The following is an 18,128-nucleotide window of genomic DNA, read 5'->3' on the forward strand; positions in this document are numbered from 1 at the left end:
GAAAATATGGCAGTTTAGTCATTGGTATGAGCAGTTACTTCTTCCAACGAAGTCAGGCCCTGCATGACTTTCATAAGGCCGGCACGACGCAGGTCTACCATGCCTTCTTGATAGGCCATGTTCATGATATCAACTTCTGTACCGTTGTTCATAATGACTTTTTGCATTTCATCGCTGACCGGCATGACTTCATAAATACCGACGCGGCCTTTAAAGCCTTTGCCGCGGCAGCTGTCGCAACCAACCGGGCGGTAGAGTTTCCAATCTTGAGCCAAGTCCGCATCGGTAAAGCCGGCTTTTTTCAATGCCGGAACCGGCGGGCGCTCCACTTCGCGTTTGCAGTTTGGACACAGTCTGCGCAACAGCCTTTGCGCCATAATCAGGCTGACCGAGCTGGCGATGTTGAAAGGCGCCACACCCATGTTCAAAAGGCGGGACAGCGTGGCCGGTGCATTATTGGTATGCAGGGTAGAGAAAACCATGTGGCCGGTTTGGGCGGCTTTAATGGCGATGTCGGCGGTTTCCAAGTCGCGGATCTCGCCGACCATAATAATATCAGGATCTTGACGCAAGAAGGATCGGAGTGCGGTGGCAAACGTCAGGCCTTGTTTTTCATTGACGTTGACTTGGTTGACGCCCGGCAGGTTAATCTCGGCCGGATCCTCTGCTGTTGAAATGTTCACATCTTCCGTGTTCAAAATACTTAGGCAGGTATAGAGCGAAACGGTTTTACCCGAGCCTGTCGGGCCGGTAACCAACACCATGCCGTAAGGGCGGTTGATGGCCTCAAGCAGCATTTCTTTTTGGAAAGGCTCTAAACCGAGCTGGTCGATATTGAGCGATGTACCATCGGAATTTAGGATACGCATTACCACTTTTTCGCCAAACAGCGTCGGCAAAGTGCTGACACGGAAGTCAATCGGACGGCCGTGTTTGTGGAAGGCAATTTGAATTCTGCCGTCTTGCGGAATACGTTTTTCAGAAATATCCAAACGCGCCATCACTTTGATGCGCGAGGCCAACTGACCGCGCACGGCGACAGGCGGCTGTACGACTTCGCGCAACTGTCCGTCCACGCGGAAACGGACGCGCGCCATTTGCTCGTAGAATTCAAAGTGGATGTCCGATGCGCCTGCGTTTAGGGCATCGGATAAGGTTTTGTGGATGAAGCGAGGGATAGGGCCGTCTTCAGCCTCTTCATTATCGATATAAAGCGACTGAGATTGCTGCGTTGCTTCATGTTCTTCGTTGATTTCTTTCAGAATGGTGGTCGAACGCTGACCCAACCATTCCAGCAAGGAGCTGAGTTGGTCATCGGGAACTACCACCAAATCAACGCTTAGACCTGAAGAAAAAGCGATTTTTTGGAAGTTTTGGATTTGAGTCGGATCAGATACGGCGAAATAAACCTTGCGTCCGCGTTTGAAAATTGGAACGCAACGGTTTTGCACCATTTGCTCTTCCGTTAGAATGTCGCTGACTACATTATTGCGCGGATAGTAGTGTAAATCCAAAAGGGGATAGCTGAAAACGCGCGCAACCAATTCGCCCAAGGCTTTAGGGGTGATGATGCCGTCTGAAAACAAGTCGGGCAGGATTTCTTTGCCCGATTGTAAAAGGCTGTTGTAATGTTCCGCTTGTTGATTTGAGATGGTTTGGCTTTGAACCAAAACACGCAATAATCCGACACTCATTTTATTTTCCGTTTCTTGTGCAGTTTTCCCTTTAATTTAGAGGAAAGCCGTATTATTTTATCATTATTATGATTAAAGCATATGGTTAATTATGCAAATCTGCTTAAGTTGCAAAGACATGCTTCTGCTTTAATTGTATTTTTCTTTCAGACGGCCATTATAAAGCAAGGAGAATAGGCGTTAAACTCAATATTTTGGGATGATGATGAAAAAACAACAATTTTGTCATATGAATCCAATCAATAACGAAATTATATTTCATGTTGCTATCGCTTGTCGGGAGACGGCAGAAAAGGTTGTTTTGATGGATAGACGGTTGGAACTGGAAATATGAAAAGGCCGTCTGAAACTGAGCAATCAGGTTTCAGACGGCCTTTTAGCTATTTAAATCCGATAGGATTGATTAGGCCTTGTTTTTCAGGCGGCCATGCAATTCCTGTACGCTGTACACGCCCAAGTGTTCGCGGCTTTTTGCGCCTTCGCTCATGGCTTCGCCGCCGGCGATGGTGGTGTATTGCGGTACGCGTTGGGTGAGGGAAGTGCGGCGGATGCTGTGGCTGTCGGTAACAGATTGCACTGTGCTGCCGACGGTGTTGACCACCAGGGCGATTTCGCCGTTTTTAATGGCGTCCACGATGTGTGGGCGGCCTTCCTGCACTTTGTTGACCGCTTGTACGATGATGCCGTGTTCTTTCAAGTATTCGGCGGTACCGCGTGTGGCGCAGACACCGTAGCCGAGTGCTTGGAAGTTTTGTGCGGTTTTGACGATGAGCGGTTTGTCTTCGTCGCGTACGGCGAGGAAGATTTTGCCGGTTGTGCTCAAACGTTCGCCTGCGCCGAGTTGGGCTTTGAAGTAGGCTTCGCCGAAGCTTGCGCCCACGCCCATGACTTCGCCGGTAGAGCGCATTTCAGGGCCGAGAATGGTGTCCACACCCGGGAATTTGATGAATGGGAACACGGCTTCTTTAACGGCGTAGAAGTCCGGGATAACTTCTTTTTCTACGCCTTGCTCTTTCAGCGAAATGCCTGCCATCACGCGTGCGCCGACTTTGGCAAGCGGTACGCCGGTGGCTTTGGATACGAACGGTACGGTACGGCTGGCGCGTGGGTTTACTTCCAATACGAAGACCACGCCGTCTTGTACGGCAAACTGTACGTTCATCAAGCCGACTACGCCCAGTGCGTATGCCATGGCTTTGGTTTGACGGCGGATTTCGTCTTGAATCTCTTCGTCCAATGAGTATGGAGGCAATGAGCAGCCGGAGTCGCCGGAGTGGATACCTGCTTGTTCGACGTGTTGCATGATGCCGCCGATAACGACATCTTGGCCGTCTGAAACGCAGTCTACATCGACTTCGATGGCGTTGTTCAAGAAGAAGTCGAGTAATACGGGGCTGTCTTCGGAAACTTGTACGGCTTCACGCATGTATTTTTGCAACTCTTCGGCAGAGTGAACAATCTGCATGGCGCGGCCGCCGAGTACGTAAGAAGGACGGACAACCAACGGATAACCGATTTCTTCGGCTTTAACGAGGGCTTCTTCTTCGTTGTGGGCGATGCGGTTAGGCGGTTGACGCAGACCTAAGTCGTTCAATACTTTTTGGAAGCGTTCGCGGTCTTCGGCGGCGTCGATGCTGTCGGCAGATGTACCGATGATGTTTACGCCGTTTTCAACCAATGCATTAGCCAGTTTGAGCGGGGTTTGGCCGCCGTAATGAACAATCACGCCCCATGGGTTTTCGGTGCGGACGATTTCCAATACGTCTTCCAAGGTCAGCGGCTCGAAGTACAGGCGATCGCTGGTGTCGAAGTCGGTGGATACGGTTTCGGGGTTGCAGTTCACCATAATCGTTTCAAAGCCCGATTCGCGCAGGGCGAGTGCGGCATGAACGCAGCAGTAGTCAAATTCAATACCTTGGCCGATACGGTTTGGGCCGCCGCCGAGAATCATCACTTTTTTACGGTCGGAAGGATGGGATTCGCATTCCTCTTCGTAAGTGGAGTAGAGGTAGGCGGTTTCGGTGGCAAACTCGGCGGCACAGGTATCGACGCGTTTGTAAACTGGATGCAGTTTCAGCGCGTAGCGGTGTTCGCGGACTTCTTTTTCGCTTACGTTCAACAATTGTGCCAAACGTTTGTCAGAGAAGCCTTTGCGTTTCAGACGACGTAAAGCAGCATAATCCAAGTCTTGCAACTGGCCGTCTGAAACCGATTTTTCTTCTTTTACCAAGTCTTCGATTTGCGCCAAGAACCAAGGGTCGATGGCACAGATTTCGTGGATTTCTTCCAGCGTGAAGCCCGCGCGGAACGCGTCTGCCACAAACAGCATACGTTCAGGGCCAGGGTTGGCCAGTTCGCGGCGGATTTCCGCTTTGTCTTCGCTGCGAGGGTTGAAGCCGCACAAGCCGGTTTCCAAACCGCGCAGGGCTTTTTGGAAGCTTTCTTGAATGGTACGGCCCATCGCCATTACTTCGCCCACCGATTTCATCTGCGTGGTCAGGCGGTCGTCTGCAGCGGGGAATTTTTCAAACGCAAAACGCGGGATTTTGGTCACGACATAGTCGATAGAAGGCTCGAACGAAGCTGGGGTGCGGCCGCCGGTAATGTCGTTGCGCAACTCGTCCAGCGTAAAACCGACAGCCAGTTTCGCCGCCACCTTCGCAATCGGGAAGCCGGTTGCTTTAGATGCCAACGCGGAAGAACGGCTTACGCGCGGGTTCATCTCAATGACAATCATCTCGCCGTTTTCAGGGTTTACTGCAAACTGAACGTTTGAGCCGCCGGTATCCACGCCGATTTCGCGCAATACTGCCAACGAAGCATTACGCATGATTTGGTATTCTTTGTCGGTCAATGTTTGTGCAGGTGCAACAGTGATGGAGTCGCCGGTATGCACGCCCATCGGGTCGAAGTTTTCAATCGAGCAAATGATGATGCAGTTGTCGTTTTTATCGCGTACAACTTCCATTTCGTACTCTTTCCAGCCGAGAACGGATTGCTCAATCAGCAACTCATGAGTAGGCGATGCATCAAAACCGCGTTCGCAAATCGCCAAAAACTCGTCTTTGTTGTAGGCAATGCCGCCGCCCGAACCGCCCATGGTGAAAGAAGGGCGAATCAGAGTAGGGAAGCCGACCTGTTCTTGCGCTGCCAAAGCCTCGTTCATGGTGTGGCAGACAAAAGATTTCGGGCAAGACAAACCGATTTTTTCCATCGCTTCTTTAAAGCGGCCGCGGTCTTCCGCCTTGTCAATCGCGTCTTCGGTTGCACCGATTAATTCAACATTGTATTTCGCCAACACGCCGTTGCGCGCCAAATCCAGCGCACAGTTCAGCGCAGTCTGACCGCCCATCGTGGGCAGAATCGCATCAGGACGCTCTTTGGCGATAATCTTCTCCACCGTCTGCCACATAATCGGCTCGATGTAGGTAACATCCGCCATTTCAGGGTCGGTCATGATGGTGGCGGGGTTGGAATTCACCAGAATGACTTTATAGCCTTCTTCACGCAAGGCTTTGCAGGCCTGTGCGCCCGAATAGTCAAATTCGCAGGCCTGACCGATAACGATAGGGCCGGCGCCGATGATAAGGATGGATTTTAGGTCGGTACGTTTAGGCATGATGTTTCCTGTTGGATTAAGTCTAAAGTTAATCTATTTTAACTGAAGGTAATGTTTTCAATGAATTGAGAAAGTTATGCCATTCTGCAACTTCCTCCTGTTTCTCAATAATTTTTTCAAATGGCAATAAATTCTCAAAGGTTAGGAAATTAACGCAAAATTTAATGGCGGTATCTATTTTATTTTTTAAATTTGGAATTTCTTTTACTTCCTTTGCCCAATATGCTAAGTCTTTGGATGATAATAAATCAATTTTATCTATTGGGAAATTTTCTATAAATTTTTTTAGTGTATCAGTAATTAGAAGTTTTAAATTATTCTGATCATACATTGCTTCTATACCAGAAACTGTAGCTATATTTTCTTCGATATATTTAATTCCGGTCCTACCTATATTTTCGTAGATAGCTTTTTCTTTTTCTGTCAGTTCTCTTTCAATTGTTATTTGATAAGTCCTATCTCTAGACATTTTTGAAATTTTTTTTCGAACAGTTTCCGGAATTTCTTTGCCATCTCTTAATTGACTAATATATCGATTAATATTTTTTGCAATTTTAAGTCGTGTCTCACACCATTCATTTAAGTTGTTTAAATTGAAGGTATGTAATTCTTCTCGATTAGTGTAGTCTTTGATATCTTGAGTTAATTTCGATGACATAGTTTTAAAATCAACCCCAAAATATTTTTCACCACAATCTTTTCCAATATTTGTAATATGTCCATCAGTAGATACTACAATGTAACCATTTTGATGTTGGGTGTGGCAATTTTTCAATCCACATATAACTTTTCCATGTTCTCCACTATACTGACCTATAATTTCTTTTAATTTGGTTTCTTCTGGATTTATCTCTCTTCTAAAACCAGCCATTTCTTCTAAGTCAGACCAGTTTTTTATGTAAACTAAGTTTCTATCTTTTTTTAAAGTAATCATGATAAGTCTTTAAGATGCAGTAATGTATATATAGAGTTGAATGATCTTTTATTGCTTTAAAAGTTATCTGAAAATTAGTTGACTCTTCTTGAGAGTAAGCCATAGCCCGCATGTAGGGTGTGTGCGGTACGCACGCACGCGTTCTCCATTTTCCCTGCAACCTCAACCCACCGCGTGCGTACCTTGCGGCACACACCCTATCGACGGGTTCAAAGGTCGTCTGAAAAAACGCTCGCGGCGTTTGTTCCATATGCCTTGCGATAAAGGCCGCCTGAAAAATTCCTGCTGTTGATATTTCGGGCATTCTTTTTCAGACGACCTTTTGCGTTTTTATGTTGCACAGGCCGTCTGAAAACTTCCTTAAAAACTAGTGACAAACGTAATCAAACCCAAAATGATACCGGGGGCGTTTGCCAGTATGATGGGGTAGTCGCGTTTTTCTTTCAAAAAGCCGTAGGCAAACCATAATGTGCAGTTGATGGCGGCGACGAGGGGTTGCAACGGCGAGCCGGGGTTGCCGGCAAGGTTGTTTTGGATTTGCGGGATATAAGAAACGTACATACCGACGGCGGCCAGGGTGGCGACTACGGAGAGGATGCGCATTTGTTTTTCAGTCATGGGAGTTTCCTTTCTGACTTGAGTTACAGGGTTTTGAACTGCTTGATTTTCAGACGGCCTGCCGGATTTGACGGCCGTCTGAAAAATTCGCTTTATTGCTTCGCCGCTTTCATATTGTCAATGAATTTGTCGAACAGATAGCCGACATCCTGCGGGCCGGGGCTGGCTTCCGGGTGACCTTGGAAGCAGAACACGGGTTTGTCGGTCAGTTCGATGCCTTGCAAGGTGTTGTCAAACAAGGATTTGTGGGTAATGCGTGCGTTGGCGGGCAGGGTGTCTGCATCGACGGCGAAGCCGTGGTTTTGGCTGGTAATGACGACTTTGCCGCTGTCCAAATCTTGTACCGGGTGGTTGGCGCCGTGGTGGCTGAAGCGCATTTTCAGGGTTTTCGCGCCAATGGCGAGGCTGATCAGCTGGTGTCCCAAGCAAATGCCGAAAATCGGTTTGCCGCTTTCCATCAGTTTTTGTACGGCTTTGATGGCGTAGTCGCAAGGCTCGGGGTCGCCGGGGCCGTTGGACAGGAATACGCCGTCAGGATTGAGTGCCAAGACATCTTCCGCGCTGGTTTGAGCCGGAACGACGGTCAGGCGGCAGCCGCGTGAGGCAAGCATGCGCAGGATGTTGGTTTTGACGCCGAAATCGTAGGCGACGACGTGGTAAGGCTGTTCGGCAGGGGTAACGAAACCTTTGCCCAATTCCCATTCGCCTTCGGTCCATTCGTAAGTTTCTGTGCAGGAAACTTCTTTGGCCAAGTCTTTGCCGACCATGCTGCCGAATGCGGCAATCAGTTCTTGTGCTTTTTCAACGGTGGCATCTGCACCGGTCAAGATTGCACCGCCTTGCGAGCCTTTTTCGCGCAACAGGGTGGTCAGGCGGCGGGTGTCGATGTCGGCGATGGCGACGGTTTTGTTGCGTACCAAATAGTCGTGCAGGCTTTCGGAGGCGCGGAAGTTGCTGTGCAAGAGCGGTAGGTCGCGGATAATCAAGCCTGCGGCATAAACGCTGCGGCTTTCTTCGTCTTCGGCGTTGGTGCCGGTATTGCCGATGTGGGGGTAGGTGAGGGTAACGATTTGTTTGCAGTAGGAAGGGTCGGTCAGGATTTCTTGATAGCCGGTCATGGAAGTGTTGAACACGACTTCGCCGGAAGTCGAACCTTCGTAACCGATTGATGTGCCGTGAAATACGCTGCCGTCAGCGAGAACGAGAAGAGCCGGAGTGGTCATGATGGAATCCTGTTTGCCTGATGATGGTCGGTTCGAAAAAAATGGGTCGGGCCGTCTGAAAAATAAAATTGTTTACAAAAAAGACAGCCTTCGGAAATCTCGGCTAAAAAAAAACACGCTCCGCAGCTTTGATTTTGCTGTGTAACGTGCTTTTTCAGACATAGCGGTCTATGCCGTAGAAGCAGTGTATTTTAAGTCAAAATGATAGGAATTTCAAGCATAGAGCAAGGAGTCGATAATTTAAAAATGTTTTGCCTTTATGGGACAACCCCTTGCTTTTGGAATGCTTGATGAGTAAGGTTGAACTAAATATCCAGTCTGGCCGTCTGAAAACTGATCAGGCAGATTGTTTCATTTTTGTTGTGTTTGAAATGCAGGCGTAGGGAAATTCAGCTGAATCAAACATGGAACAGGTTGTTTATGCTAAAATCGTAGCCTTATAAAAAATAAAAACAATGTCATTTTTAGCTGAGATTATCCGATGAAAAAAGAACACATTATGCAAAACGCTCCATCAGGCCGCCATCGCCTCATTCATGCAAGCGTCGCTTCTGCTTTAGCGCTTATCAGCTTTTCCGTTCAGGCAAATACGCAGCAATTTGCCAAAGTCCCGTTTTACCTGCAAAACGAAACTGCCGTCAGCGGCCAACCCAAAGTCAAACACAATATTATGTTTTTGATTGATGACTCGGGCAGTATGCAATGGAATGTACAAGGTAAGGAAACATCTGTATGGGCTGATAAAAGAATAACGATTACTAAGGAGGCCCTAAAATCGGTATTGAAAGAGTATGGCGAAAAACAACGATTCCAGTGGGGTTTGCAAACTCTGCATAACAATGGTCGTACTGATACTCTAGATGAGGAGGGTTTTACCGATGATTGGAAGGATGTTCAAAGGAGGGTAGATGGTATTGATCCCGGCCATGCTACGCCAATCACACGTCGCTACTATGAAGTAGTCAAAAACTTTGTGATGCCCAACATCAAATACCGTTGTCAGAAGTCTTATGTGATTGTGATGTCGGACGGTGATGCCAATATGAGTTGTAGTAACCAGGTTCCAGGCGAAGATCCTCGCTTATCTCGTAATACTAACTTCAACTATGATCGGGATTATTACTATTCAAACTATTACCATCGTATTGAACGTAGTGCAAATACACTTGCATACCAATATTTTGGGCCGTCTGAAGTGAAGACTATTGATGATGCATATGGGCTAGGTAAATTATTTGACGATAGGCATGGATTCAAAGGATATTTTGATTTTCCAATTTATCAATATGAGTCATTCTTACCTGAGAACGAAAGAAAATTGTTATGTCAATCTAGCAAATATGCGCGTGAGTATAGTCCTTTTTATAAGAGAAATATATGGGTAGCTGCCGGCGAAATCATTGTTCCTTATTGGGATAGAAACTATAAAGATGAAAAACGCGGTCTGCGTTTCTTTAGCCGGACTTTGGCAGAAAAAGACATCAAAACAGCAAAAGACGGCTTAGATGATGCCGGTAAGAGCTGGGATGGTGATCCAAGCGATCCCAAAGGCGTAGATTACAGCAAACAATTGGTACAGACTTTTACTGTGGGCTTTGGTGAGGGGATCTCTGAGGTCGGACGAGAATATCTAGAAAAGGGTGCAAGCCGTCCAGACTGGTATTTTAATGCCACGAAAAAAGAAGATTTGCTTGAAGCCTTTAAAACCATCGTCGATAATATTGAAAATGACAGCAAAAATACGAAATTTGAAGGAGCATCTTCAACCGCACCGGCAACGACCAGTAGCGGTATTCCCGATATGGCGGCAACGGTTCATTTGAATACCGGCTCTTGGAGCAGTCAGTTGCGGTTTTATAAATTAAACCGCGATGGTACGCCTATCAATACGACAAAGTTTGACCAGCCATCATTTAATAACCGCCTTACTTTGGTTAATGATGGCAGGAAAACCTATTTCATCGATAGCGTTGCAGATAATGAGGCTTCAAATGCCGATTTTGGCATTTCAGACGGCAGTGCGAAAGATAAGTTGGAATGGAAAAATGCATTGCTGAAATGGACTGGCCGAGCAGGTAGTGATGAAACCATCAAAGCGGATGCAGAGGCAAAAGGTTATAACCAGTCTTATCGCATCCGTCCGACTGACCCTAATGATCCAAATAAAGATGAACGTAATTTGGGCGATATCTTAGATGGTTCGGTTGCTGCTATTGGGAATAAGGATAAAGGCCGTCAAGAGTTTTTGGTCGCCGCTGCCAATGACGGCATGGTACATATTTTCCGTAATGATACGCCTAGCAATCCTTATGACTTGAAACTCAGCTATATTCCGGCAGGCATGGAACGCGAGGACGATCAAGGCCAAGCGACAACTTTGGGCAAGGTTCTGAAGGATGTCGCTCGCGATGGTTACGGCTCCAGCACGCCACACCGCTATATGGTCAATGGTGGCTTTGTTCTCCGCCAAACACCTGATAAGCAAACCTTTATGTTTGGTGCGATGGGTCAGGGTGGACGCGGTGCGTATGCGTTGAATATCGGTGCAGTGGCGAACAGTGATCGTAGTGTTTGGAATACGACTGTACTTTTGTTTGAAACAGAAAAAGGCTCTGGCAATAAGTTGGGCTATACCATTGGTTCGACACAAATCGGCCGTGTTTCCATTAAACGCAATGCTACTCCGGTTAATCTGGAATCGAATGTGCGTTATGCAGGCTTCTTGGCCAGCGGCTATCGTACTGAAGATGTGAACAGTGCCGATAATGAAACGGCTTTATATGTCTATGATATGACAGGCAAAGAGGCTGGGACGAAAAATACTGGCACTAATGTTTCTTCTTCTAAAGCCGGTGAACTCTTGGCTAAAATTCCTGCACCCAATGGTAAAGGCGGCCTCTCTACCCCTACTTTAGTAGATACCGATTTTGACGGTATTGTCGATATTGCTTATGCCGGCGACCGTTACGGCAATATGTTCCGCTTTGACTTGAGTGGCGAAACGCCGTCTGAATGGTCTGCGCAAATGATCTTCCAAGGCTCGGGTAATCAACCGATTACGTCTGCGCCTGCGGTATCGCGCCGCAGTAAAGATAAGTATGTCGTTATTTTTGGTACGGGTAGCGAGATTTATCAGAATGAATTGAATAATACCAACGGTCAAATCAATGCCGTTTACGGTATTTACGATGATGTATCTGATAAAGCAGTTTTGGCAAACAGCAGTGAGTTGGAACAGCAAACCAGAGAAAGTGACGGTGAACACATTTACGTCGGCGATAATAAGGTTGGTGAAGGTAAAAAAGGCTGGAGTCTGACTTTAGATCCGAATGAACGTGTGACTGTCAAACCGACGATGATTTTGCGTACAGCCGTCGTGACCATCCGCAAGTATGAAACCAAAACAATTCATACTGACTCTTCCAGTACCGATGTTTGTTTGCCGGACAGTACGTCCACACAAACGACTGCGAAAACGATTATTCTGGGTGTAAATGCTGAAAACGGCGGCCGTTTGGGTTTGCGTGATGCGCGTATTTCCGATAAAAACCGCCAATTCATCAAACGTGAAAACAACGGTCAAGTCTATTACGCCAGCGGTATGGTGTTTGACGGTGTGGTCAACTTTACTTATCTGAATGGCTCTAAGGCTGATGATTCTCCGGTAACCGCCGATGGCGATAGCGGCGGCACGGGCACGGATAAAGAGTTGAACGCTACGCCGAGCGTGCCAAACAATAAATGTTTTGCAACCCAAGCCGAGCGCAGTCTGTTGACCAACTCTGATAAGATGCACAGTCTGAAAGTAGAAGGCCGGAAATGCGGACTCAAACGCATCAGCTGGCGTGAATTGTTCTTTTAATCGGTAAGGCTTGAGTATCGAGGCCGTCTGAATGTTTCAGACGGCCTTTTCTGTTGAGTGGTAGTAATTGAGAGAAATTGGATTAAAAAAATAGAAAACCTTGTTTGTGGATATAACAAGGTTTGATCAAATTGAAAGCTTGATAGAGCTAAACGACAGACTTGGGCTATTCTTTTTTAATTTTCTACTATTTGGCTGAGAAGTTAAAAGGCCGTCTGAAAAGATATTTTCAGACGGCCTTTGATTTAAAAAGAGCGAGTCAAAGAGAACATTTAGATGCTGTTTTTAATGATTTTCCGCAGGGTGGACAGTTGTCGGCGGCTGACGGGCAACGGGGTCGGGATATCGAGAATTTTTGCGCCCCATGTGGATGCGTATTCGTCGTTTTCGTCATCGTCCAATCGAATCAGGCTGTCGAGGGTGTGGCGGAAGACGAGGGCGTTGCGGTGGATGCGGATGACTTTGTCACCCAGTAATTCTTCCCAGTAAACCAATGTTTTCGGTAATTCGAAGCTTTGACCGTCGCCGGTAAACAGATAGACGGTTTTGTGTTCCGCCATCAGATAACGCGCCTGTTGCCAGGGGATTTCAACCATGCGCTCGCGGTTGTACACTTTGAAATGGGTGAAACTGTCTGCTTTTTCGCGGTTTTTCTCGATGATGCGGTCAAGCGCGGTTTGCAGGCGGGTCATTTTGATTGGTTTGAGCAGATAGTCTGCGGCAGCCAGCTCAAACGCGCGCAGGGCGTGTTCTTCGTAGGCTGTGGTGAATACAATTTCCGGCTGGCGTTTGGCGGTACGCTTAATGCGTTCGACAAACTCGAGACCGTCAATTTCCGGCATGCCGATGTCGGCAAAGACGATGTCGACTTCGTGGACACTCAGCCACTCCAATGCTGGCATGGCATGGTGAAAGACGTTGAGCAGTACGACATTGCATTCTTCCAATAATACACGCAAGCGTTCTGCTGCTAATACTTCGTCTTCTACAATAATGGCACTTGGCATAGCGGTATTTCTTTTTGTTGTATCGTGGGAGATCTGCCGCGCTTTGTCATCCTCAATAACGCGCCAGCCGTATGTTGTTGCAATCTTGAAATTATCACTTCGCAACAATTTTAGGAAATTTTTAAAATATACATGATTTTTCGCTTCTTGGGCGTGATTTGGAATGAATCTGAAGATTACTTACATAATTTTATGAAATATTGTAATACCTAGAGTAATTTTGTTGTAATCGTGCTAATTTATTTCGTGATAATGGACGATTTTGGGATTTTGCTCATTTGCCAGTGCGCCACCGCCCAATCGAGTAATTCTTGCGGCCGGTTTACGGCGGGTGCTTCGGGTAGGTTGAGGTAGGTCAGGACTTGGCGGAGGAGTTGTTCTTTTTGATTCAAATCCAAAGCCGGGGCAAGGGTTTGTTTCGACCATTTTTGCCCTTGGTTGTTGGTTAATAGCGGCAGGTGGGCGTAGGACGGCGTGGGAACGCCGAGGCATTGTTGCAGATAGATTTGGCGCGGCGTGGAAACGAGCAAGTCCTGACCACGGACAATATGCGTTATGCCTTGATCGGCATCGTCGGCAACCACGGCAAGCTGATAGGCCCAATAGCCGTCGGCGCGAAGCAGGACAAAATCGCCGATGTCGTGTGCCAGATTTTGTGCGTAATGCCCGACAATGCCGTCTGAAAAACCGATCACGCGATTGGGAACTTGAATGCGCCATGCCGGCGTTTTGTTTTGCGTGTCGGGTCTTTGCTGAGGAACGCGGCAACGGCCGTTGTACACAAATCCGTCTGCGCCCTGAGTTGCCGCCGCCTGCCAGTCTTTGCGGCTGCAATAGCAGGGATACACCAGCCCGGCTGCTTTGAGGCGGTCGAGTGTGTCTTGATACAGGCCGTAACGGCGGCTTTGATAGGCGACTTCGCCGTCCCACTCAAAACCGAAAGCCTCAAGCGTGCGCAAAATGTCGGCAGCGGCGCCGGGCATTTCGCGAGGGGGGTCAAGGTCTTCAATGCGGACCAGCCATTTGCCCTGATGGGCGCGCGCGTCGGCATAGGAGGCGACGGCGGTCAGCAGGGAGCCGATATGAAGCAGGCCGGTAGGGCTGGGGGCGAAACGTCCTATATACATGGCAGGGTGTTTGTGTAGGGCAGGGGCGGTATGCCTGCACGGTATTTAAATCGTGATAGAAAAGGGCGTGCCGTACACGCCCGAATTTGGGTTTCAGACGGCCTGAGACTTTTCAAAATGATTTAAGTTTCTCGGCCGTCTGTTCAATCCGCTTAAGCCAAGGGAGCCAGTAGTTTGGCGAAAGCATCTTCAAATTGTTTCAAACCGTCTTCCTGCAAACGCGTTGCCAAAGTTTCGACATCAATGCCAAGTTTGGCGGTTTCGGCAAGCTGCGCTTGGGCTTCGTCCACACCTTCGGTCAATGTGGCTTTGGCGGTGCCGTGGTCGATAAAGGCTTTGAGTGTCGCATCGGGAACGGTGTTGACGGTATGGGCGCCAATCAGGCTGTCAACGTACAACGTGTCAGGATAGGCAGGGTTTTTCACGCCGGTGGATGCCCACAAAAGTTGTACGCGGTTGGCACCTTTTTCGGCAAGTGCGGCAAATTCGCTGCTGCCGAAGTATTGCGCCCAATCTTGATAGGCGGCTTTGGCCAGCGCGATGGCGACTTTGCCTTTGAGGTGGTCGGGCAGGGTGGCGTCCAACGCAGCATCGACACGGGAAATAAAGAAGCTGGCGACAACGTGGATATGGGAAACGTCGTGTCCCGCCTCCAAACGTTTGGCAATGCCGCGCGCGTAGGCCGCATAGGCTTTGAGGGTTTGGGCACGGGAGAAAAGCAGGGTCAGGTTGACGCTGATGCCGTCTGAAACGAGGGTTTCAAGCGCTTCGATGCCTTCGTCGGTTGCCGGTACTTTAATCATGGCATTTTTACGGCCGATGGCGGCGTGCAGGCGGCGCGCTTCTTCAACCGTGCCTTGCGCGTCTTTGGATAATTCGGGCGAAACTTCGAGGCTGACGAAGCCGGTTTTGCCGCCGGTGGATTCGTGTTCGGCAAGGCATACGTCGCAAGCGGCTTGTACGTCGGCAACCGCCATGGTTTCGTAGCGTTGTTTCGGGGTCAGGTCTTGCTGTTTGAGCGCGGCTACTTCGTCGGCGTACAGGGCATCGCCTGCAAAGGCTTTTTGGAAAATGGCAGGATTGGAAGTTACGCCGCACACGCCCTGTTTGAGCATTTCGGCCAATTCGCCGCTTTGTACCAGCAAACGGGAGAGGTTGTCCAACCAGATTTGTTGTCCTAATGCTTTAACGTCCGATAAAATAGTCATCTCTGATTCCTTTTACATAATAGGTTTGTTTGTGAAGTGGCGGTAATGCTACGCCGATTCGATGAATTTGAACAGTTTACAGCCGATTAATTTGGGCAAAACAAACCTAAATTCAAGCACGAAAGGTGGCTTTGATGGCGGAAAACACACTTTATCTCGACTGGGCGCGCGATGTATTGGATACGGAAGCCGAAGGTTTGCGTGAAATTGCGGCGGCTTTGGACCATGATTTTGTCCGTGCGGCGGAAGCGTTGTTGCACTGCAAGGGCAGGGTCGTCATTACTGGTATGGGCAAGTCCGGACACATCGGCCGCAAAATGGCGGCAACCATGGCTTCGACCGGAACGCCTGCGTTTTTCGTCCACCCTGCCGAAGCGGCGCACGGCGATTTGGGCATGATTGTGGACCACGATGTCGTGGTTGCCATTTCCAATTCCGGCGAAAGCGATGAAATTGCGGCGATTATTCCGGCGTTGAAACGCAAAAACATCACGCTTATCTGCATCACTGCCCATCCGGCTTCCACCATGGCGCGTCATGCCGATATCCATATTACCGCGGCGGTTTCCAAAGAAGCCTGTCCGCTCGGCCTTGCGCCGACTTCCAGCACGACCGCCGTAATGGCCTTGGGCGATGCGCTGGCGGTTGTGTTGTTGCGCGCACGCGCGTTCACGCCCGACGATTTTGCTTTAAGCCATCCGGCCGGCAGCTTGGGCAAACGCCTGCTGTTGCGCGTGGCGGATATTATGCACAAAGACGAAGCCCTGCCTGCCGTTTTGTTGGGCACGCCGTTGAAAGAGGCCATTGTCCGCATGAGTGAAAAAGGCTTGGGAATGTTGGCGGTAACCGATGCCGAAGGCCGTCTGAAAGGCGTATTTACCGATGGCGACTTGCGCCGTCTGTTTCAAGAACGCGACAGCTTTGCCGGTTTGAAAGTGGACGACATCATGCACGCTTCGCCGAAAACCATCTCTGCCGACCGCCTGGCCACCGAAGCCTTGAAAGCCATGCAAAGCGGCCATGTGAACGGTTTGCTGGTGGTCGAAGAAAACGGCGTACTGATTGGCGCGCTGAACATGCACGATTTATTGATGGCACGAATTGTCTGAATCGACGGCAAAAACGTTTTCAGACGGCCTTATGCTAGAATAGGCCGTCTGAAATAAGGAAACCTTATGCAAAACCTCTCTTCCGACCTGCAACAACGCGCTTCAGGCATCAAACTGCTGATACTGGATGTGGACGGCGTTTTGACCGACGGCCGCATTTTTATCCGTGACAACGGCGAAGAAATTAAATCGTTCCACACTTTGGACGGACACGGTTTGAAAATGCTTCAGGCCAGCGGCGTGCAAACGGCGATTATTACTGGCCGCGATGCGCCTTCCGTCGGTATCCGCGTGAAGCAGCTCGGTATCAACTATTACTTCAAAGGCATTCACGACAAACGTGCCGCTTACGCCCAATTGCGCGAACAGGCCGGCGTGGAGGAGCATGAGTGCGCCTTTGTCGGCGACGATGTTGTCGATTTGCCCGTGATGGTGCGTTGCGGATTGGCGGTTGCCGTCCCCGAAGCGCATTGGTTTACTTTGCAATACGCCCATTATGTAACCCGACGTTCCGGCGGCGCAGGCGCGGTGCGTGAAGTGTGCGATTTGATTATGCAGGCGCAAGGTACGCTTGAACCTGCTTTGAAAGAGTATGTACGATGAAAATCAGATGGCGTTACGGAATCGCCTTTCCGCTGGTGTTGGCCGTTTCACTCGGCGCACTGGCGGCGTGGCTCGGCCGCATCAGCGAAGTGCAGGTCGAAGAAGTCGTCCTCAATCCGAATGAGCCGCAATATTCGATGAAAGGCATCAACGGCAAACGTTTTGACCAAGAAGGCCGTCTGAAAGAAAACCTGAGCGCGGCCGATGCCGTTCAATATCCCAATAGCGCGGATGTGCATTTGGACAAACCTCATCTTTCGTTTTACCGCGACGGCAGCCTGTTGTACGAAGTCGGCAGCGACAAGGCCGTGTACAATATCCAAAACAAAAAAGTCGTTTTTGAACAAAATGTTGTCTTAAACAAAGCGGCAGATGCCAAGCGTTTGGCCGGCATCGTCAAAACCGAACGTTTGAATGTCGATACCGAAGCACAATACGCCCATACCGACAGCCCGGTTACTTTCCAATACGGACAGTCCGGTGGTCAGGCAAACGGCATGACTTATGACCACAAAACTGGTTTGCTGAATTTCCCTTCCAAAGTGAAAGCCACAATTTATGATACAAAAAATTTGTAAAACCTTAGCCCTTGTTGCCGTTTTTGCCGCCAGCCCGGCCTTTGCCCTGCAAAGCGACAGCAAGCAGCCGATTCAAATCGAAGCCGACCAAGGCTCGCTTGACCAAAACAACCAAAGCACTACCTTTTCCGGTAACGTCATCATCAAACAAGGCACGCTCAATATCCGTGCCGGCAGCGTAACCGTTTCGCGCAACGACAAAAGCGAGCAGTTGATGAAAGCCACCGGCTCGCCCGTCAAATTCAGCCAAGAGTTGGACGGCGGCAAAGGCGTGGTCAACGGCCAAGCCAATACCGTGACGTATTCTTCCGCAGCCAACCTCGTTACCCTGTCCGGCAATGCCAAAGTACAGCGCGGCGGCGATGTGGCCGAAGGTGCGGTCATCACTTACAACACTAAAACCGAGGTTTACACCATCAACGGCAGCGCCAAATCCGGTGTGAAATCCGCCGCGAAATCCGGCCGCGTCAGTGTGGTCATCCAGCCGTCCAGCACGCAGAAAAACAAATAAGAAAACACACAAAAAGGCCGTCTGAAAAAGGTTCA

At 49.0% G+C, this 18,128-nt stretch carries 14 protein-coding genes; 6 read left to right on the plus strand and 8 right to left on the minus strand.

Annotation, left to right across the window (positions count from 1 at the left end; translation table 11 throughout):
- Positions 1–14 precede the first annotated feature (14 nt).
- From pilB to HMPREF2661_RS10320, 3 genes are all read right to left on the minus strand, one after another.
- Entirely contained in the window at positions 15–1,694 is a 1,680-nt protein-coding gene (gene pilB / locus HMPREF2661_RS10310) for a type IV-A pilus assembly ATPase PilB (protein WP_036493391.1), read from the minus strand.
- A 403-nt stretch (positions 1,695–2,097) separates the two neighbouring features.
- Entirely contained in the window at positions 2,098–5,313 is a 3,216-nt protein-coding gene (gene carB, locus HMPREF2661_RS10315) for a carbamoyl-phosphate synthase large subunit (protein ID WP_070823717.1), read from the minus strand.
- Between the two features lie 28 nt (positions 5,314–5,341).
- A complete protein-coding gene (locus HMPREF2661_RS10320; RefSeq protein ID WP_003748321.1) occupies positions 5,342–6,247 on the minus strand; it encodes a hypothetical protein in 906 nt (301 codons plus the stop codon).
- A 121-nt stretch (positions 6,248–6,368) separates the two neighbouring features.
- Here HMPREF2661_RS10320 and HMPREF2661_RS11650 point away from each other — a divergent pair, with 121 nt between their 5' ends.
- Entirely contained in the window at positions 6,369–6,539 is a 171-nt protein-coding gene (locus HMPREF2661_RS11650; RefSeq protein WP_161800351.1) for a hypothetical protein, read from the plus strand.
- Positions 6,540–6,607: 68 nt separating this feature from the next.
- Here HMPREF2661_RS11650 and HMPREF2661_RS10325 read toward each other — a convergent pair whose 3' ends face one another.
- Positions 6,608–6,865, minus strand: coding sequence for a SemiSWEET family transporter (locus HMPREF2661_RS10325; protein ID WP_003748323.1), 258 nt, complete (start codon positions 6,863–6,865; stop codon positions 6,608–6,610).
- A gap of 92 nt (positions 6,866–6,957) precedes the next feature.
- Positions 6,958–8,088 (minus strand): glutamine-hydrolyzing carbamoyl-phosphate synthase small subunit, encoded by a 1,131-nt coding sequence (carA, locus tag HMPREF2661_RS10330; protein WP_003748325.1) that lies wholly within the window; start codon positions 8,086–8,088, stop codon positions 6,958–6,960.
- 499 nt (positions 8,089–8,587) lie between these two features.
- Between carA and pilC the strand changes: the two genes are divergently transcribed.
- On the plus strand, positions 8,588–11,950 hold the full coding sequence (gene pilC, locus HMPREF2661_RS10335; protein ID WP_234398639.1) for a PilC family type IV pilus tip adhesin: 3,363 nt from the start codon (positions 8,588–8,590) through the stop codon (positions 11,948–11,950).
- Between the two features lie 272 nt (positions 11,951–12,222).
- On the opposite strand, the gene HMPREF2661_RS10340 is transcribed toward pilC, so the two are convergent.
- The 3 genes from HMPREF2661_RS10340 to tal all read right to left on the minus strand — a co-directional run bounded on the left by HMPREF2661_RS10340 (position 12,223) and on the right by tal (position 15,292).
- On the minus strand, positions 12,223–12,957 hold the full coding sequence (locus HMPREF2661_RS10340; RefSeq protein ID WP_049348785.1) for a LytR/AlgR family response regulator transcription factor: 735 nt from the start codon (positions 12,955–12,957) through the stop codon (positions 12,223–12,225).
- Positions 12,958–13,196: 239 nt separating this feature from the next.
- Complete coding sequence (gluQRS, locus tag HMPREF2661_RS10345; protein ID WP_070823721.1) at positions 13,197–14,084, minus strand: tRNA glutamyl-Q(34) synthetase GluQRS; 888 nt, start codon at positions 14,082–14,084, stop codon at positions 13,197–13,199.
- 152 nt (positions 14,085–14,236) lie between these two features.
- Positions 14,237–15,292 (minus strand): transaldolase, encoded by a 1,056-nt coding sequence (gene tal / locus HMPREF2661_RS10350; RefSeq protein WP_070823722.1) that lies wholly within the window; start codon positions 15,290–15,292, stop codon positions 14,237–14,239.
- A 134-nt stretch (positions 15,293–15,426) separates the two neighbouring features.
- Between tal and HMPREF2661_RS10355 the strand changes: the two genes are divergently transcribed.
- The 4 genes from HMPREF2661_RS10355 (at position 15,427) to lptA (ending at position 18,093) form a co-directional block, all read left to right on the plus strand.
- Entirely contained in the window at positions 15,427–16,401 is a 975-nt protein-coding gene (locus HMPREF2661_RS10355; RefSeq protein WP_036493374.1) for a KpsF/GutQ family sugar-phosphate isomerase, read from the plus strand.
- A gap of 66 nt (positions 16,402–16,467) precedes the next feature.
- The gene (locus HMPREF2661_RS10360; RefSeq protein ID WP_049348781.1) at positions 16,468–17,004 is read left to right on the plus strand and encodes a KdsC family phosphatase; all 537 of its coding nucleotides are present in this window, start codon (positions 16,468–16,470) and stop codon (positions 17,002–17,004) included.
- Positions 17,001–17,582 carry an LPS export ABC transporter periplasmic protein LptC gene (gene lptC / locus HMPREF2661_RS10365; protein WP_003748335.1) on the plus strand — a complete coding sequence of 194 codons (582 nt, stop codon included), beginning with the start codon at positions 17,001–17,003 and terminating at the stop codon, positions 17,580–17,582. The genes HMPREF2661_RS10360 and lptC overlap by 4 nt, the downstream gene beginning before the upstream one ends.
- Positions 17,563–18,093, plus strand: coding sequence for a lipopolysaccharide transport periplasmic protein LptA (gene lptA, locus HMPREF2661_RS10370; protein WP_003748337.1), 531 nt, complete (start codon positions 17,563–17,565; stop codon positions 18,091–18,093). The genes lptC and lptA overlap by 20 nt, the downstream gene beginning before the upstream one ends.
- Positions 18,094–18,128 lie beyond the last annotated feature (35 nt).

Source organism: Neisseria sp. HMSC061B04, from assembly GCF_001836705.1.
In the GTDB taxonomy this organism is placed as follows: Bacteria; Pseudomonadota; Gammaproteobacteria; order Burkholderiales; family Neisseriaceae; genus Neisseria.

Bases quoted from the DNA above. Each gene is read 5' to 3' on its own strand.
- tal (WP_070823722.1), bottom strand. From the start codon at position 15,292: ATGACTATTTTATCGGACGTTAAAGCATTAGGACAACAAATCTGGTTG.
- carB (WP_070823717.1), bottom strand. From the start codon at position 5,313: ATGCCTAAACGTACCGACCTAAAATCCATCCTTATCATCGGCGCCGGC.
- pilC (WP_234398639.1), top strand. From the start codon at position 8,588: ATGCAAAACGCTCCATCAGGCCGCCATCGCCTCATTCATGCAAGCGTC.
- carA (WP_003748325.1), bottom strand. From the start codon at position 8,088: ATGACCACTCCGGCTCTTCTCGTTCTCGCTGACGGCAGCGTATTTCAC.
- lptC (WP_003748335.1), top strand. From the start codon at position 17,001: ATGAAAATCAGATGGCGTTACGGAATCGCCTTTCCGCTGGTGTTGGCC.
- HMPREF2661_RS10320 (WP_003748321.1), bottom strand. From the start codon at position 6,247: ATGATTACTTTAAAAAAAGATAGAAACTTAGTTTACATAAAAAACTGG.
- gluQRS (WP_070823721.1), bottom strand. From the start codon at position 14,084: ATGTATATAGGACGTTTCGCCCCCAGCCCTACCGGCCTGCTTCATATC.
- HMPREF2661_RS10340 (WP_049348785.1), bottom strand. From the start codon at position 12,957: ATGCCAAGTGCCATTATTGTAGAAGACGAAGTATTAGCAGCAGAACGC.
- pilB (WP_036493391.1), bottom strand. From the start codon at position 1,694: ATGAGTGTCGGATTATTGCGTGTTTTGGTTCAAAGCCAAACCATCTCA.
- HMPREF2661_RS10355 (WP_036493374.1), top strand. From the start codon at position 15,427: ATGGCGGAAAACACACTTTATCTCGACTGGGCGCGCGATGTATTGGAT.
- HMPREF2661_RS10325 (WP_003748323.1), bottom strand. From the start codon at position 6,865: ATGACTGAAAAACAAATGCGCATCCTCTCCGTAGTCGCCACCCTGGCC.
- lptA (WP_003748337.1), top strand. From the start codon at position 17,563: ATGATACAAAAAATTTGTAAAACCTTAGCCCTTGTTGCCGTTTTTGCC.
- HMPREF2661_RS10360 (WP_049348781.1), top strand. From the start codon at position 16,468: ATGCAAAACCTCTCTTCCGACCTGCAACAACGCGCTTCAGGCATCAAA.